We start from the raw sequence: 15,411 nt of genomic DNA on the forward strand, positions 1-15,411 counted from the left end.
ATTTATTCTCTTTTAAGAACGGATTCATATCTCATTTTACGAAATACATTTATAAGCGTTATCACATCATTTTCACAGTATGTTTTTATACGTTCTAAATTTTTATCTTTATAATATACATCAGATACCTCACTGCCATTCATGTCATCTTTAGGAGAAGGCAATCCAAAAACATGAGATAATAAATCCAGGGATGTATAGTGTTTATAATCTCCGAATTTCCACAAATCCATAGTATCAAGATGTTGAATTTCCCATGGTTTTTTACCGTGAAATCTTAAAATTTTAGGCAGCTCTATTTGATGAATCATCATTCGCCGGGCGAGATAAGGAAAATCAAATTCTTTACCGTTATGAGCACATAAAATCAAATTGGATTTAAAATAATTTGATTTTAATAATTCATTAAATTCTATTAATATTTTTTCTTCGTGATCACCATAAAAACTTTTAATACGAATTTTTTTATCCTCGATAATTAATCCACAAGATAAACATATAATTTTACCAAATTCAGAAAGTATTCCTGCTCTTTCATAATAATACTCTTCCGGGGAAACATTTTCTTTCCTTTGAAATTGAGTTTTTTTCTCCCATAAAACTTTAGTTCTTTCAGATAATTCGTTCCAATTTTCATGTTGAGGAACAGTTTCCAAATCAAGAAATAAAATTTGTTTTAAGGGTATAGAAGATAACATACTAAATATTTAATATCTCAAAGGTAATCAAAACTTATAATTCAGATAATATTGATTAAATTTAAGAAATAGTAAAATATTATGAAAAATATATTTGTTACAGATATTGACGGAACATTAACTGATCCATGCAAACCTAGCTTAGATGCTTATGGAATTAAAGCTTTACAAAAAGCTTTAAAATTAGGTGAAGTTATATTAGCATCCGGCCGCCCTTTTCAAGGAATTATAAGTATGTATTCACCGGAAGATCTAATCGTTGATTATATAATTGCATTAAACGGAGCACATATTTTATATAAAAACAAGACATTTAAAACCTATCCCATATCTCTTGATATCATAAAATATTTTTTGCAAGTCAAGCAGAAATATTTAAACTTATGGTTTTACACAGAAGAAGCTTGGTATGCTTCATCTTTAGAAACAGAAGCTTACTGCAAAGAAGTAAAAGGAGTTAATCATCAGGCATTGCCTTTGAAAGATTATAATTTTCAAGAAGTGTTAAAAATAGTAATTGTTGAAGAAAAAAAATTAAAAGAAGTAACCGAAGATTTAAAAAACAATCTTAAAGGAGTTCACATAACTGCTTCATCAAATTCTTACATAGAAATATTTTCTTCAAATATAAATAAATATTTAGCAGTAGAAGAGGTAGTAAAAAATACGGAAAGTAGAATTTTTTCATTTGGCGATTCCTATAATGATTTGGAAATGATTACAAATTCTTTTTTTGGATGTGCAGTAAACAATGCGGTAAAATCTTTACAAGAAAAAGCAAATTATATTTCTTCATATAAGTATGGAAAAGGAGTTTATGATTCGCTAAATTACATTGAAAGAAAATTTTTTAAATGATACTTTATTGTAATTGTTAACTATAATTTAATAAAATATGACAGAAAAACATAAAAATTATTAATAATTTATAGTCCTATTTAAATGCATTTTAATGCGTTGATTTTAAGGTTAATAAAATTGCAATAAATTCTTTGAAGAATGAGCATTTCAATCAAAAAGTATTAAAAAATATTATTATAGTAAAAAAATTTTTATATTTGCCGACTGAACTATAATAAAAAAAATAAAAGGTTATGTCTGACATTACATCAAGAGTAAAAGCTATCATCGTAGATAAACTAGGAGTAGATGAAAGCGAAGTTACACCAGAAGCAAGTTTTACAAATGACTTGGGGGCAGATTCATTAGACACAGTAGAATTAATCATGGAGTTTGAAAAGGAATTTGATATTCAAATACCTGATGATCAAGCAGAAAAGATTTCAACAGTTGGTCAAGCCATTTCTTATATTGAAGAAGTAAACAAACAATAATTTACACAAAGACACATTCAAGTATGGCTTTAAAACGAGTAGTAGTAACTGGACTGGGTGCAATAACTCCAATCGGGAATAATTTTAAAGAATACTGTAAAGCTTTATTAAGCGGAGTTAGTGGGGCTAGTCCAATTACTCTATTTGACGCAACAAATTTTAAAACAAAATTCGCTTGCGAAGTAAAGAATTATAATCCAGAGGATTATTTTGAAAAAAAAGATATTCGCAAATATGATCGATGTGCTCAATTTGGATTAATTTCTACCAAAGAAGCGGTAATCGACAGTAAAATATTAGAATATTCTGATTTAAATAAAGATAGAGTAGGAGTTGTATGGGGATCCGGAATAGGAGGTTTAAACACATTTGAGCAAGAAATTACCGCTTATGCTTTAGGAAATGGAACCCCTAGATTTAATCCATTCTTCATTCCAAAAATGATTGCAGATATGACCGCAGGTCTTATTTCAATCGAATATGGATTTAGAGGGCCAAATTATGCAACTGTTTCAGCTTGTGCTTCTTCTTCCAATTCTATAATTGATGCTTTAATGCTATTAAGATTAGGTAAAGCAGATGTAATTATAACAGGAGGTTCTGAAGCCGGGATAGTAGCGAGTGGTGTTGGTGGTTTTAACGCTTTACACGCTATGTCTACTCGTAATGATGATCCTAAAACTGCCTCTAGACCTTTTGATAAGGATAGAGATGGATTTGTTCTTGGAGAAGGAGCAGGAACCCTTATTCTAGAAGAATATGAACATGCAGTAAAAAGAGGAGCTACTATTTATGCCGAAGTAGTTGGGGGAGGATTAAGTTCCGACGCCTATCATATGACAGCCCCGCATCCTGAAGGATTAGGAGCATATAATGTTATGAAAAATGCTATTGAGGATGCCGGAATAGAATTAACAGATATCAACCATATTAATGTCCATGGGACTTCTACACCATTAGGAGATTTAGCTGAATCAAAAGCTATCCTAAAATTATTTGGTGAACATGCATACAACATCCAGATCAATTCAACCAAATCAATGACCGGACATTTATTGGGTGCTGCAGGTGCTATTGAAGCCTTGGCTTGTATTGTGGCTATCAGAGAAAATAAAGTTCCGCCTACAATCAATCACTTTACTGACGATGAAGAGTTTGATAAAAGATTAGATTTTACTTTTAATGTAGCAAAAGAAAAACAAGTAAATTATGCAATGAGTAATACTTTTGGTTTTGGAGGTCATAATGCATGTGTTATTTTAAAGAAATTTTAAAATAAGAGATTACTAACAAATGAGTATTTGGAAAAAAATACTTTTATGTTCATATTTATTTAAACAAAATTCTAAAAAAAAAGAGGAAACAACTTTTAATAAGAAAATTGAAAATCTTATTGGATATAAACCATCCAACCTGTCGATTTTCTATGAGTGCTTTACTCATTCCTCAATTAATACAAATGATAATAAGAATTTCGAAAGATTAGAATTTCTAGGAGATTCCATATTATCAAGTATAGTATCTGACTATTTATACCATCAAGCACCTGATAAAAAAGAAGGTTATCTTACTCAGATGCGATCCAAACTGGTAAGTCGAAAATCCTTAAATGTTTTAGGAGCAGATTTAAAATTAACCTCTTTTCTTCAAAAGAGGCAAAATACAAGTTTGGGCGAAAATATAAATGGAAATTTATATGAAGCGTTGGTTGGTGCAATTTATATAGATAGTGGATTTGAATTTTGTCGAAATTTTATAAAAGAAACACTCATTAAGCAAGAAAACTTTGAACAGCTTGAAAAAAGAATTGCAAGTTACAAAAGTCTGATTATTGAATGGGCTCAAAAAAATAAACTCGAAATTATTTTTAATACATTTCAAGAAGAAAATGCAGAAGAATCATTAATCTTCAATTCTATAATTCAACTGGATAATAAGATTATTGCTAAAGGAAGAGCTACTTCTAAGAAAAAAGCCGAAGAGAGCGCTTCCAGGAGAGCCTATCACAGTCTTAGCAAGTATTATAATTCTCTGCAAAATAAATGAGTATATTAAAAACATATTCTTTAGATTGGGAAGTAAATGATCCAATATTTGATTTTAATTTATTAGGATTTAAAACCTGTATTAATAAAGATTATGATTTTGTATTCTATTTAAATAAGAATTGCAACCTTAATTTTAAGCGAGTCAATGACCAACAAATAATAGAAGATGGGATTACTTATATTTTCTCAATTTATAGGTTTTTCCATGAAAAAACTAAACAAAAATTAGAATTAATAAGTAACTTCTCTTTTCCTCAAACCATACATGAAAATGATAGTTTTTTTGACCAGATCGAAAAAGTTAAAATTTTAATCCCCGAATATAAATATTACAATTATTTCTTAAAATCAGATGTCATATTAGATGAAGAATTCTATATAAATTTGGGAAATCTTAAAAATATTTATAAATTTAGTGAAATAAATATAGATAAAATTAAAATAAAAAATTTAGAAAATTTGATATTACCTACATAATGAGTGGATTTAGAAAAAAAACGAAGATAGTAGCTACTATTGGTCCTGCATCTGAAGATAAGAATACATTATTAAAGATGTTCCAAGCAGGTGTAAATGTAATTAGAGTGAATTTCTCTCATGCAGAAGAAGAAGTTGTTGAAAAATGGGTACGTACAGTTAGGGACCTTAATGAAGAACATGGCTTTAGCGTAGCCTTATTAGCCGATTTACAAGGGCCTAAACTTAGAGTAGGTATTGTTAAAGAAGGAACAATTGTTAATGCTGGAGATACAATTACGTTTACCAATGAAAATATAGAAGGAGACGCAAAACAGGTTTATATGAGTTACCCCCAATTTGCTAAAGATGTCAAAGTGGGAGAAAGAATATTATTGGATGACGGAAAATTAATTTTTGAAGTTTTAGAAACTAATTTAACAGATAAAGTAGTAGCAAAAGTTATTCAAGGAGGCCCGTTAAAATCTAAAAAAGGAGTTAACTTACCAAATACTCAAATTTCTTTACCAGCTTTAACGGAAAAAGATATTAAAGATGCGATAACTGCAATAAAATACGAATTTGATTGGATTGCGCTTTCTTTTGTTAGACATAAAGAGGATGTTATAGATTTACAAAATTTAATTAAGAAACACTGTGATCTTAAAATCCCAATTATAGCAAAAATTGAAAAACCGGAAGCAATAACTAACATTGAAGAAATCGTTCATGTTGTAGATGGAATTATGGTGGCCAGAGGAGATTTAGGAATTGAAATTCCAATGGAAAAAGTTCCTTTAATTCAAAAGAATTTGGTTAGCATATGTAAAACTCACTGTAAACCTGTGATCATAGCAACTCAAATGATGGAAAGCATGATTGACGGGTTAACCCCTACCAGAGCGGAAGTTAATGACGTGGCTAATTCTGTATTAGACGGCGCTGACGCGGTTATGTTAAGTGGAGAAACCTCAGTAGGTAAGCATCCGGTTGAAGTAATTGAGAACATGTCTAAAATTATTTTAAGCGTAGAAGATGATCACCGTATTCAAATACCTTTACACTATCCAAAAAAAGGCAGTGAGCGTTATATAACTGATATGATTTGCTACAATGCTGCTGTTATGGTTGGACAAGTAGGAGCGAAAGCTATTATTACTTTAACTCAATCAGGATATACAGCATTTCAAATATCATCCCATCGTCCACTAGCTAATATTATTGTTTATACATCCAATAAACGAATAATCAATATGCTAAGCTTACTATGGGGCGTTAAAGCATACTTGTATGAAGGAGCGAACAGTACTGATGAAACAGTTGTTGAGGTTAACAATAATATTAAGCAAAAAGGGTATATAAAATCAGGTGATTTTGTAATCAATCTAAATGCAATGCCTTCTTTTGCGAATAGTTTAACAAACACATTACGCCTTACCCAAATTTAATATATTTAAATTTTTACCATAAAAAAAGAGTTCAGTTATAAACTGAACTCTTTTTTTATGGTACCCTAAATAAATATTTATGGTTTTTTCTTATATAGAAAATAAATATCAACTGATCTTTCATCAATTGTATTAATGATCGTATCAGTAAGAATTAATTTATAATTTTCCAATAAAAAAGGATTTCTTTTTAAACTATACGGCGTATCAATAGGATCCATTTTATCATAATACCCATTACTAGGTATGTATTGCTGTATGATAACAAAATCCGTTTTTTTATCTTTTAAATATTGTAATTGTTCGTCTCTTAATTGAGGATAAAATTTATGAGAAAGATTAGGAGTAACAAAATACTTAATATTAGGCACTATATTACACGTAGTAAAAAGATTATTAGCCAGACCAAATCCTAAGTTTAATAAAGTAGGATTATTTTCTTTCATAATTTCCTTTTTTAACCTCATGGTCATTAAAGCTTTTCGGTCATAATTTTGATCCGTTAATATCCATTCTTCTACGCGCGTATTATCAAGTCCTGAAATCCCCGCACAGGTAAATACGAATATCAACATAGTAAAAAATAATGTTTTACTTGAATTTAAATAAAATGAGCCAAAATATCTTTGGAATATAGTTCCAACATATATAAATCCTATAAATCCGAAAATTAAAAAAGGTATAGGATAATAATATTGAAATTTTCCCATAAATATAGCTGTATATAAAATAATTCCGGAAAATACTATACCTACTTTAGCAAATATATTTTTAAGATATTTAAATGGAAATAAAAATATTCCCATAAAAGCAAGTAAAAATAAACACGTGGGTTCTAAAAATAAATAAAGTATTCTTGCCAATAACCTTAAAACAATATCCTTTGGAGTTCCTAATTTTGCATAAGCACCATTTAACTCAATGTATATTTTATATGCTTCTTCTAAGCAATTATGTGTATAAAGATATCCTATAATTGGTATACTAATGAATAAAGACCCTAAAATAAAAGCTAAAATATTATGTAAAAGGTTTTTGTATTCCTTATGATATAAAATATTAATAAATATCGCTGAAAGAGGAAAAATCCAAAATGCTATAAGATTTAATTTTGTAAATAAAACAGCTGTTATTAACAGACCATTAATAAACATATATAAGGGTTTGTGAATAGGATTGCCTGATTTAAAATATTTTAAAAATAAATATAAGGTAACCCCTTCCATACATAAAATAAATTCTTCAGCAGATCCTCCCGCTTTCATAATCTTAATTAAAAAAATAAAGAATGCGGTGGTAATAACAAAAGAAATGAATTTACCTAAAAATAATCTAGCACTTGAATATAAAGATAATGCTAAAATAAACCAGGAGACTAATTCAATTAAAAACATTCCGAAGAAATTTTCATTGGAAATTATATATCCGGCTGCATAAATAAAAAATATAAAAGGTCCCTTATGATCAAAAATTTCTGTATATAATGCCCTACCATTTACCATTCCCTTTGCAACATTAAAATATATGTTAGGATCTGCCCATTCATTAGTAATATAAAGAGGGGACATCTTTGAGCAAATGAATAAAACACTTAATACATATATAAATAGTAAAAAGTAAATATTTCTTTCAGAAGTTTTTTCCATTTTATAAAAATTAAATATTTTATTTAAACCTTATTCTTAATAACTAGATTTTCAATGAGCTCTGCAGCTTTTTTATTTCCTCCGGCTTCAATGAAAGATTCTTGAATTTCTTTTGCTGCTTTTTTATATTTATCATTATATAATAATTCGTCAACCGCATGATCTATATCCATAATTCTCATGCGTTTGTATTTTAACCGTATACCGCATCCGTATTGTTCAATTAAAGTGGCGGTATGAGATTGGTCAAAAGCTATAGGTATTATGAGCATTGGAATACCATTCATATAAGTATCACAAACGGTATTCAATCCTCCATGACCAATTACTACATCAATATGCTTTAAAAGCTCAAGCTGTGGCACATAACTTTGTACAATAAAATTATCCGGCCATTTTTCTATAATAGAAGGGTCTGTTGCCGCAACAACAGTTACGTTTTTATCTTTAAGAGCCTCAATCATTTTAGTGAAAAACTCTTTTCTGATATCTACTAAGACAGTACCTAAAGATATATATATTTTAGGATTATTATCTTTATTTAATCTGTCCCAATCAAAAGGAGTATTATCCGGGCGACCGGTTAAAGCTCCGATAAATTTCATATAAGAAGGATATTCTCCATCATTATATCCTGCAAATTTTTGAGAGGTATAAAACATATTAACTTCTTTAGAAGAAATTAATTCTTCATCACCCGATATACCTAAAGATTTTTGCAAATTTATGATAGAATCATGCACCCATTGAGTTACTTTTGGTGCTGTTCCCGGATCATGAAGTGTATTTGGAGTAACAGGAGTGATCGTAGCCAATGGAATTTTTTTAACATGAGCTACAAATGCTCCCGCAAATGTAATACAGTCATTGATAATAACATTCGGTTTATAAGTATCTACTAACTTAGAAAGCTCGGCATACATTATTCTGGCAAAAGGAATATAAGTGCCCTGAAGACCCAATTTTAAAGCTTCCAAAGCAGGTAATTTAGCCCCTCTGTCTTGTAGTTTAATAATATCTTGTATTTCTTCTTTATTTTCTTGATATGATTCTTTTAATATAAAAAAAGTACCGCCTGCCGGTATAGTTTCTGGTTTTATTTCGGTTAATCCGGCCCATGCGACTTCATGACCGTTTTCTAATAAAGTTCTGCCTATACTTAGACTGGGATTGATATGTCCAAAAAAAGGAGGGACAACAAATAAGAATTTTGACATAATGTTTAATTTTTTACTAATGTTTGTAAATAGTCTGCTCCTTTACTCACTCCTCCTGCTTTTTCAAATGAACTTTGAATCATTTTTGCATTTTCACTAAATGATTTCTGATTTAATAATGATTCAACAGCTTCTTTTAGATGAGAAGTTTTAAAACGATTAAAATTTAAACGTATACCTGAACCACTATCTGTAACGCAACTGGATACAAAAGATTGGTCATAAGCAATGGGAATAACAACTAAAGGAATACCGTAAGACAGAGATTCACAGACCGTATTATTTCCACCATGACATACCACTGCTTGCATCTGTTGAATTATTTCAAGTTGGGGTATGTTCTTTTGAATAATAAAATTATCTGGAATATTTTCAAATAAATCAGGATCGGATACCACAATAACAGTAATATTTTCTCCCCCAAAAGCCTCAACAACTTTACTGAAAAATTGTTTCTTTTGTGTATGATCAAATGTGGTTCCTATACTTACTAAAATCTTGGGACGATCTTGACCCATTTTTTCCAGCTTTTCCCAATCAAAATCAATTTTTTGAGCGCGTGGTGATAGTACAGGTCCTATAAATTTGTAATTGGATGGCAAATCGGTTTTACCGAAAAATTCTCTTGAGGTGTATACCAAAGTTAATAATTGAGAACAATCAAGGCGATTATATCCGGAAACACCGTATTTATTTTGAAAAGCTATAACTTGTTCACCTTCCCATTCATGAATTTTTGGAAACGAAGGATTAACTTTAATTGATGCCGGAGCAGTAACGGAAGTAGCATAAGGAATATTTTTTTTGAATGAAGCAACAGCCCCGGCAAAAATTTGATGATCGGAAATCACCACATCCGGTTTATATTCATCTAATGCATTTTCAATCCCATTCATCATTAATGAATTCATGGGAGTGAGAACTTCTTCATATAAAAATTTAAGACTGTCTATTCCGTATACTTTCTTTTTTTGAAGCTCTTGAGCATGTTCAAAAAGCTTTTTTTTTGCTATTTCATTCATTTCTAAAGGAAGAACAACTAATTGGCCTTTTTCAGGCAATTGAGCTTTTAAATTAGCATCTAAACTATACCAGGTAACTTCATGGTTTCTTTTTAAAAGTTCATTGCCAAGGCTTAATGTTGGATTAATATGACCAGTAAGGGGAGGAACTATGAAAGTAAATTTTGCCATCTAGTAATTAATTTATTAAGTAAAAAATTCACTCAGTTTTTCGTTAATCCATTCAGGGTTTTGAATTGGAATGTTATGATCTCCTGTTCCAGAAAATAAGGTTGAATCAGGAATATAGGTATTTAATAACTTCCCATCCGGTAAACAATCCGATTCATTCCCATAAAGTAATAACGTTTTATTTTTTATGAGACTCATATTTTTTTCTGTTGAAAAATTCTTATCCTTTATTAAATCTTGAGGCATCGAAGTTTCATGAAGTAGAAAATCAAATAATTTTTTACTTTTTTCAAGCTGTTTGTTATTAGGAGTAATATTTGTTGAAATACTATAATTTTTCATATAGTGTTCGATATACTCATTACCATATTTTTCAAGAATTTGCTCTGTATCTCCATTTTTATCTGTAATAGGAGAATCGATAATAGCAAGTTTTTTTATTTTATCCTGATGGTGAATTGCAGTATATAAAGCTATTAAACCACCAAAACTATAGCCTACAAGATCAACTTTCGATAAATTTAAATGATTCAAAAGATCCAACAAATCATTAGAAAGAGTTTCTAAATCATATCCATTATCAATTTTGCCGCTAAGGCCGTGGCTACGTAAATCATACATAACCACGTGATTTTTTTTAGCAAGTTCCGGAGCTATATTAAAATAAAATATGGATAAATTGGTAAACATACCATGAACCATTACAATCGTTTCGGAAGCTTCCGGATTGAGTTCTAAGATGTGAGTTTTTCTATTATTTATCTGAATTATTGGCATCTACAATATAATTAACAACATCGTTGATTGATAAATTGATTAATTGATCCATATCCATACCTGATAACCATCCATTAAAATCTATATTGTCACCATAGGTAGCTTTTACTTTCTCCGCAAATGAAACAATTTCAATACTGTCCATTTCCAAATCTCTGGTAAAAACACTTTCCGGTTCAATAGTTAATTCTTCCGCTACGTCTTCGCCAATTACTTCAGTAATAAATTTTTTAAGTGATTCAAAAATAGTTTCTTTTTGTTTTTCTATAGAGTCCATCCGATTATGAATTTATTATTATGTTTAATTGTTTTTATTATAGTTTCATTGATAGTTAAATTTTCACCATCAATAGATGTTACTTCATATTGCTTAGGATTTCCGTTTAATCCAACACCAAGCATTTTTCCATAGGCTTCTTTAGCCACCCAAAAACGAGTGCTCCATTCTGCAATATTTTCTTTTGATTTAATAAGAGTAAGTTCTTTATCTGTGAATGCAATATCTAAAAAGCCTTTGTCACGTTTCTCGATGGTTTCTATATCAATCCCTACCGGCTTATTAGATACCATACTTACCGTATTGCTTCCTTTATGAGCAATTGAAATTTCTAATGACTCAGTTTCCGGAACGCCGTGTATGGATGGCTTATTTTTTTCGTCGTGCTGAATAGAAAATTCAATAGGGAAATATTTTATACCATTTTGTTTATTGATGTAATCTCTAACACTATCCTTTACACATACACGACTGATTAAGAAATCTTTTTTCTTATTTAACATTAAAGAATCATATCGACGTTTTTCTTCAGTGTTTAAATATATATGCATCAAGAAATCTTGATTAACAGCTTTTTTATATCGGTCATCGAAGAAATAAACATTCGGTGCTATTTCATTTGCCAAAATATGATCCGCCGGACTCATATTCGTATTCCATAGCCTGGTGTCAAAACCTTCAAATATTTGATTTTTCCAATTTTTAATTATACACCAAATTTTTCCGTCGCGTTTCATGATAATATCGGCAGTTGCCAATTTATCTACATAGGAGGTAGGAAGACAAATACATTCAAAAATTCCTTCTTGATCTTCTACATCTTGATAGAAATTAATTTCTTCAATTTTTACCGGAAAACTAACTTTAGATTCTCCCTCTAACATCAATTGAAGATATAAGCCATAAAGTTGACCAATAGTATCCATTAAAGAACCTTTACCAAAGGATTTCTTAACAATGGCTCTTAATCCTTTTTTAGAAATGTTTGTAACTTCTAAAATGCCTTGATATCCCGGACCATGGAACATATGATCTTTATAAATAATTTCCGGAGTAGGGAGAGCTACCGCATTTTCTCCAAAATCAATATTTTCAAGATAAGCAGGGTCTACACTTGGATATGCATCGCCTAAAGTTACATCTCCATTTGCGAAATTTTTGATTTTCAAAGAAACTACATTTTCAGTTTTCCAAGTTCCTTCAATGGTATGTTGGAAAGGTTTATATACTTTCATCCATTGGAAAACACTTACAGGTCCCAAACGAAGAACTTTTTTATTTAAGTTTTGTTTATGGGCCGCTTCAATTAACAACTCAAAAGTCATGGTCATAGGTATAACCGGACACATATCTTCAACAACTTTCCAATTTTTAGGTTGTCTGAATAAAGAATGATCTATTATATAAGGATAATTCTTTAAGTCGATATCTAATTTTTCTTCAAAAGAACTTCCAACTTTTATCTCTTGAGTAACCGTATTAGGAATAATTGGTTGAGGAGCATATTCTTTTAAGGGTACAAAATCAGTAACTAGATAATCAGAATTTGATGCAAATGCTTTTCTTGTTTCAACCATTTCAGTAAATTCCTTCTGCATGAGAATAAGTTCTTGGGTGTATTCATTCATCGCTTGAATAACCGGATGATTGGATTTAATGAAAAGAGAATTTATAGAATCTGATTCGGTAGTATGAATTTTATATTTATTGGATAATTCCTGTAATAAAGGAAATTTTTTTACTAAAGATTGGTTTTCAGTAACTTGAATTTCTTTGATAGAAGAAGTTTCCTTATTTTTAAGACCTATGAAAGAAGTATTAATTTCTTTACCTTCAATGAATAATAAAGAAAGTACCCTTCTCAATTGTTCCAGAGTTGAAAGTTTAGGAACTGTAGCTGATATTGCAGCATATTCTTTATTTTTAAGAATATCATCCACAAAACCAATTAAACTTCCACTTCCTATTTGTATAAAAAATCTAACATTTTCTTTTTCATATAATTTTTCAATTAATTCACGAAAAAGAACGGCTTGAGTTAGATGTTGCATGGTTAATTCTTTGAAAGATTCAAAATCATGCGGGTAAACATCTAGGGTAGTGGCCGACCAAACCGGAATGTCATTTTTTTCAATCTTAATATAATTAAGATCGTCCAGTAAATAAAGCTTCTTTTTTAGGAATGGTGAATGAAAGCCGGATTTAAAATCTAAAACTTGATAAAATATACTTTTAGATTTTAAGATTTGTATTAATTGATCTTTTGCTGTTTCTGTTCCACACAAAAGAACTTGGTTGGGACAATTATCATTAGACAGGTAAAGATCCTGGATTCCATCTAAAATGGGATTTACTGTTTCTGTACCGGCGCCTACGGCGATAAAATACACATCGTCCATATTGTATTTTTCCGGATCCATTGAATTTAATAAATTTTCAACAGATTCATCAGAAACCAGACCACCTGATTTTGCAGCGAACCATTCTCCTAAACTATGCCCTGCATTTAAATCGGGTATTATACCCATTTTTTTTAACGCTCCGTCTATAATTTCACCTCCGTGAAATTGTTTAAAAGACTGGTCAAGTAATAAATTACCTGTAATTCTTTCTTTAGGTATTTTATACCCAAAATATTTTGCAATACTTTCTACTTCCGGATTAGATGAAGGATCGAATCCCGGAAATAAGAAAGCTATTTTTTCATTTTTTCTTAAAAGAGGTTTGTTTGAGAACCAAATATCTTGTCTTCCTTTCCAGGGCTTATCTTTTGAAATTAATTTTTTAGCTTTTTCAATACGATCCGATGTCGGATTAAAAAGAACTAATCGATAAGTACCGTTTGGATCAGATAAGGAAAAATCTCTTTTATCTAAAGCTTCAATTAACGCCTCTTTAGATGAAGCGGAAATAGCAATCGCTTCGTTGTCAAAAACCGGAATTGAAGAGTTGTTTTCCTCGGCATGACTATGTGCCTGTAAAACAACGTGTGCACTCATACCGTCAATACCAAATGCGCTAACCCCTGCATGCAACGGAATTTCTTTTTCATTCCAATCGATTATTTCAGTAACGGGTGTAATTTGTGTATTTTTTAGTGAATTATTAGGATTTTCACAATTCAGAGTTACAGGAATTTTCTTATTATATAAAGAAAGTGCAGTTTTAATTAAACCGGCCATACCTGACGCAGAAAGAGTATGTCCGATATTGGATTTTACTGATCCGATTAAAACTTTTCCATCTTTGAATAGTTCAGAAAGCACATCAATCTCAATTTTATCATTGCTTTTAATAGCTGTGCCGTTAGCCTCTATATATCCGATATTTTCAGATTTAACTTTTGCATTTTTCCAAGCCTCCTGAATAGCAGTTTTTTGTCCGTTTGTAAAATTATTTCTATTGGAAGCAATTCCCACCCCTTTAATTACAGCATAGATACGATCATTATCGGAAAGAGCTTTACTTAATTTTTTTAGTACAATAAATCCGGCTCCTTCACTTAATAAAATACCGTCAGCATCTTCATTAAAAGGTTTAATCTCTTGTTTATGAGATAATAAACCCGATTTTGAAAACATACTCCAATAAGGAGAGTTTTGGCTAAATTGCATACCTCCTGCGATTGCAATTTCGACCTTATTAGCAAGTAATTGCTGTATTGATTGTTCAACAGCAAGTAATGAGCTTACTTCAGATGCATCGATGGTATAGGCAGTACCTTCAGTATTAAAATGAGAGGAAACTATTCCCGCAATTGACTTTGTCGTATGTTCAAGTTGCAATTTGTTTTCTTGAGCCCCTTTATCCTTTTGAAAAGCCTCTTTTACTTTTTCAATGTCTTGATCGGAAATGGACGGAAGTATATTTTTAACGGCTAAAGCAAGTTGCTCACTCGTACGAACAATATCGATCCATTTTAAGTCATTGGAACTAATGTAATTTTCTTTTCCGATTATAATCGAAGATTTCTTTAATGAAATATTTTTTTCAAATACAGAAGCATCCTCTAATGCTTGATAGACTAATTTTATTACTAAAAGCTGAGTAGGGTCTAAATGCTGTACCTGTTCCGATGTTATTCCTATTTTAGATGGATCAATTGTAATAGGAGGAATAAATCCTCCTTTATTACAATAAATATGATCTAATTTATTTAAATTATTTTTAAAGTAGATTGAATCAATTTTTTCTTCAGGAACATCGGTTATGGAAGAAGTTCCTTTCAATAAATTGTTCCAAAAATCATTGATATTATTTGCTCCTGGAAGGAAACAAGACATTCCTACAATTGCAATATCTGTATCTTTCATAGTT

Annotated in this window: 13 protein-coding genes; 6 read left to right on the forward strand and 7 right to left on the reverse strand. The window is 30.3% G+C overall.

Annotated elements, in window-relative coordinates; all coding sequences use genetic code 11:
* Window positions 1–2: 2 nt before the first annotated feature.
* On the reverse strand, window positions 3–698 hold the full coding sequence (locus GFV00_RS06690) for a 3'-5' exonuclease (protein WP_160557557.1): 696 nt from the start codon (window positions 696–698) through the stop codon (window positions 3–5).
* 81 nt (window positions 699–779) lie between these two features.
* Between GFV00_RS06690 and GFV00_RS06695 the strand changes: the two genes are divergently transcribed.
* The 6 genes from GFV00_RS06695 (at window position 780) to pyk (ending at window position 5,984) form a co-directional block, all read left to right on the forward strand.
* Window positions 780–1,556 (forward strand): HAD-IIB family hydrolase, encoded by a 777-nt coding sequence (locus GFV00_RS06695; protein ID WP_160557556.1) that lies wholly within the window; start codon window positions 780–782, stop codon window positions 1,554–1,556.
* A 236-nt stretch (window positions 1,557–1,792) separates the two neighbouring features.
* Entirely contained in the window at window positions 1,793–2,032 is a 240-nt protein-coding gene (locus GFV00_RS06700; protein WP_055424989.1) for an acyl carrier protein, read from the forward strand.
* 23 nt (window positions 2,033–2,055) lie between these two features.
* Window positions 2,056–3,306, forward strand: a complete 1,251-nt coding sequence (gene fabF / locus GFV00_RS06705; protein ID WP_105296290.1) for a beta-ketoacyl-ACP synthase II — start codon at window positions 2,056–2,058, stop codon at window positions 3,304–3,306.
* 19 nt (window positions 3,307–3,325) lie between these two features.
* The gene (gene rnc, locus GFV00_RS06710) at window positions 3,326–4,078 is read left to right on the forward strand and encodes a ribonuclease III (RefSeq protein ID WP_160542465.1); all 753 of its coding nucleotides are present in this window, start codon (window positions 3,326–3,328) and stop codon (window positions 4,076–4,078) included.
* Window positions 4,075–4,557 (forward strand): IPExxxVDY family protein, encoded by a 483-nt coding sequence (locus tag GFV00_RS06715; RefSeq protein WP_160542464.1) that lies wholly within the window; start codon window positions 4,075–4,077, stop codon window positions 4,555–4,557. Before rnc ends, GFV00_RS06715 begins: the two co-directional genes overlap by 4 nt.
* Window positions 4,557–5,984: a pyruvate kinase gene (gene pyk, locus GFV00_RS06720; RefSeq protein ID WP_160557555.1), complete on the forward strand. Its 1,428-nt coding sequence runs from the start codon at window positions 4,557–4,559 to the stop codon at window positions 5,982–5,984. The genes GFV00_RS06715 and pyk overlap by 1 nt, the downstream gene beginning before the upstream one ends.
* Before the next feature lie 77 nt (window positions 5,985–6,061).
* Here pyk and GFV00_RS06725 read toward each other — a convergent pair whose 3' ends face one another.
* From GFV00_RS06725 to GFV00_RS06750, 6 genes are read right to left on the reverse strand one after another with little or no spacing between them, the layout of a single operon-like run.
* The gene (locus GFV00_RS06725) at window positions 6,062–7,630 is read right to left on the reverse strand and encodes a hypothetical protein (RefSeq protein WP_160557554.1); all 1,569 of its coding nucleotides are present in this window, start codon (window positions 7,628–7,630) and stop codon (window positions 6,062–6,064) included.
* Window positions 7,631–7,653: 23 nt separating this feature from the next.
* Window positions 7,654–8,847, reverse strand: a complete 1,194-nt coding sequence (locus GFV00_RS09805) for a glycosyltransferase (RefSeq protein ID WP_160557553.1) — start codon at window positions 8,845–8,847, stop codon at window positions 7,654–7,656.
* Between the two features lie 5 nt (window positions 8,848–8,852).
* Window positions 8,853–10,040: a glycosyltransferase gene (locus tag GFV00_RS09810; RefSeq protein ID WP_160557552.1), complete on the reverse strand. Its 1,188-nt coding sequence runs from the start codon at window positions 10,038–10,040 to the stop codon at window positions 8,853–8,855.
* 15 nt (window positions 10,041–10,055) lie between these two features.
* Window positions 10,056–10,817: an alpha/beta fold hydrolase gene (locus GFV00_RS06740; protein ID WP_160557551.1), complete on the reverse strand. Its 762-nt coding sequence runs from the start codon at window positions 10,815–10,817 to the stop codon at window positions 10,056–10,058.
* The gene (locus GFV00_RS06745; protein WP_105296282.1) at window positions 10,795–11,094 is read right to left on the reverse strand and encodes an acyl carrier protein; all 300 of its coding nucleotides are present in this window, start codon (window positions 11,092–11,094) and stop codon (window positions 10,795–10,797) included. Before GFV00_RS06745 ends, GFV00_RS06740 begins: the two co-directional genes overlap by 23 nt.
* Window positions 11,082–15,407 carry a type I polyketide synthase gene (locus tag GFV00_RS06750; RefSeq protein ID WP_160557550.1) on the reverse strand — a complete coding sequence of 1,442 codons (4,326 nt, stop codon included), beginning with the start codon at window positions 15,405–15,407 and terminating at the stop codon, window positions 11,082–11,084. The genes GFV00_RS06745 and GFV00_RS06750 overlap by 13 nt, the downstream gene beginning before the upstream one ends.
* Between the last annotated feature and the right edge of the window lie 4 nt (window positions 15,408–15,411).

Origin of the sequence: Apibacter sp. B3935, assembly GCF_009827705.1 — a bacterium.
GTDB lineage: Bacteria > Bacteroidota > Bacteroidia > Flavobacteriales > Weeksellaceae > Apibacter.

Bases quoted from the DNA above. Each gene is read 5' to 3' on its own strand.
- rnc (WP_160542465.1), top strand. From the start codon at position 3,326: ATGAGTATTTGGAAAAAAATACTTTTATGTTCATATTTATTTAAACAA.
- GFV00_RS06690 (WP_160557557.1), bottom strand. From the start codon at position 698: ATGTTATCTTCTATACCCTTAAAACAAATTTTATTTCTTGATTTGGAA.
- GFV00_RS06700 (WP_055424989.1), top strand. From the start codon at position 1,793: ATGTCTGACATTACATCAAGAGTAAAAGCTATCATCGTAGATAAACTA.
- GFV00_RS06725 (WP_160557554.1), bottom strand. From the start codon at position 7,630: ATGGAAAAAACTTCTGAAAGAAATATTTACTTTTTACTATTTATATAT.
- GFV00_RS09805 (WP_160557553.1), bottom strand. From the start codon at position 8,847: ATGTCAAAATTCTTATTTGTTGTCCCTCCTTTTTTTGGACATATCAAT.
- GFV00_RS09810 (WP_160557552.1), bottom strand. From the start codon at position 10,040: ATGGCAAAATTTACTTTCATAGTTCCTCCCCTTACTGGTCATATTAAT.
- GFV00_RS06740 (WP_160557551.1), bottom strand. From the start codon at position 10,817: ATGCCAATAATTCAGATAAATAATAGAAAAACTCACATCTTAGAACTC.
- GFV00_RS06745 (WP_105296282.1), bottom strand. From the start codon at position 11,094: ATGGACTCTATAGAAAAACAAAAAGAAACTATTTTTGAATCACTTAAA.
- GFV00_RS06750 (WP_160557550.1), bottom strand. From the start codon at position 15,407: ATGAAAGATACAGATATTGCAATTGTAGGAATGTCTTGTTTCCTTCCA.
- GFV00_RS06715 (WP_160542464.1), top strand. From the start codon at position 4,075: ATGAGTATATTAAAAACATATTCTTTAGATTGGGAAGTAAATGATCCA.
- GFV00_RS06695 (WP_160557556.1), top strand. From the start codon at position 780: ATGAAAAATATATTTGTTACAGATATTGACGGAACATTAACTGATCCA.
- pyk (WP_160557555.1), top strand. From the start codon at position 4,557: ATGAGTGGATTTAGAAAAAAAACGAAGATAGTAGCTACTATTGGTCCT.
- fabF (WP_105296290.1), top strand. From the start codon at position 2,056: ATGGCTTTAAAACGAGTAGTAGTAACTGGACTGGGTGCAATAACTCCA.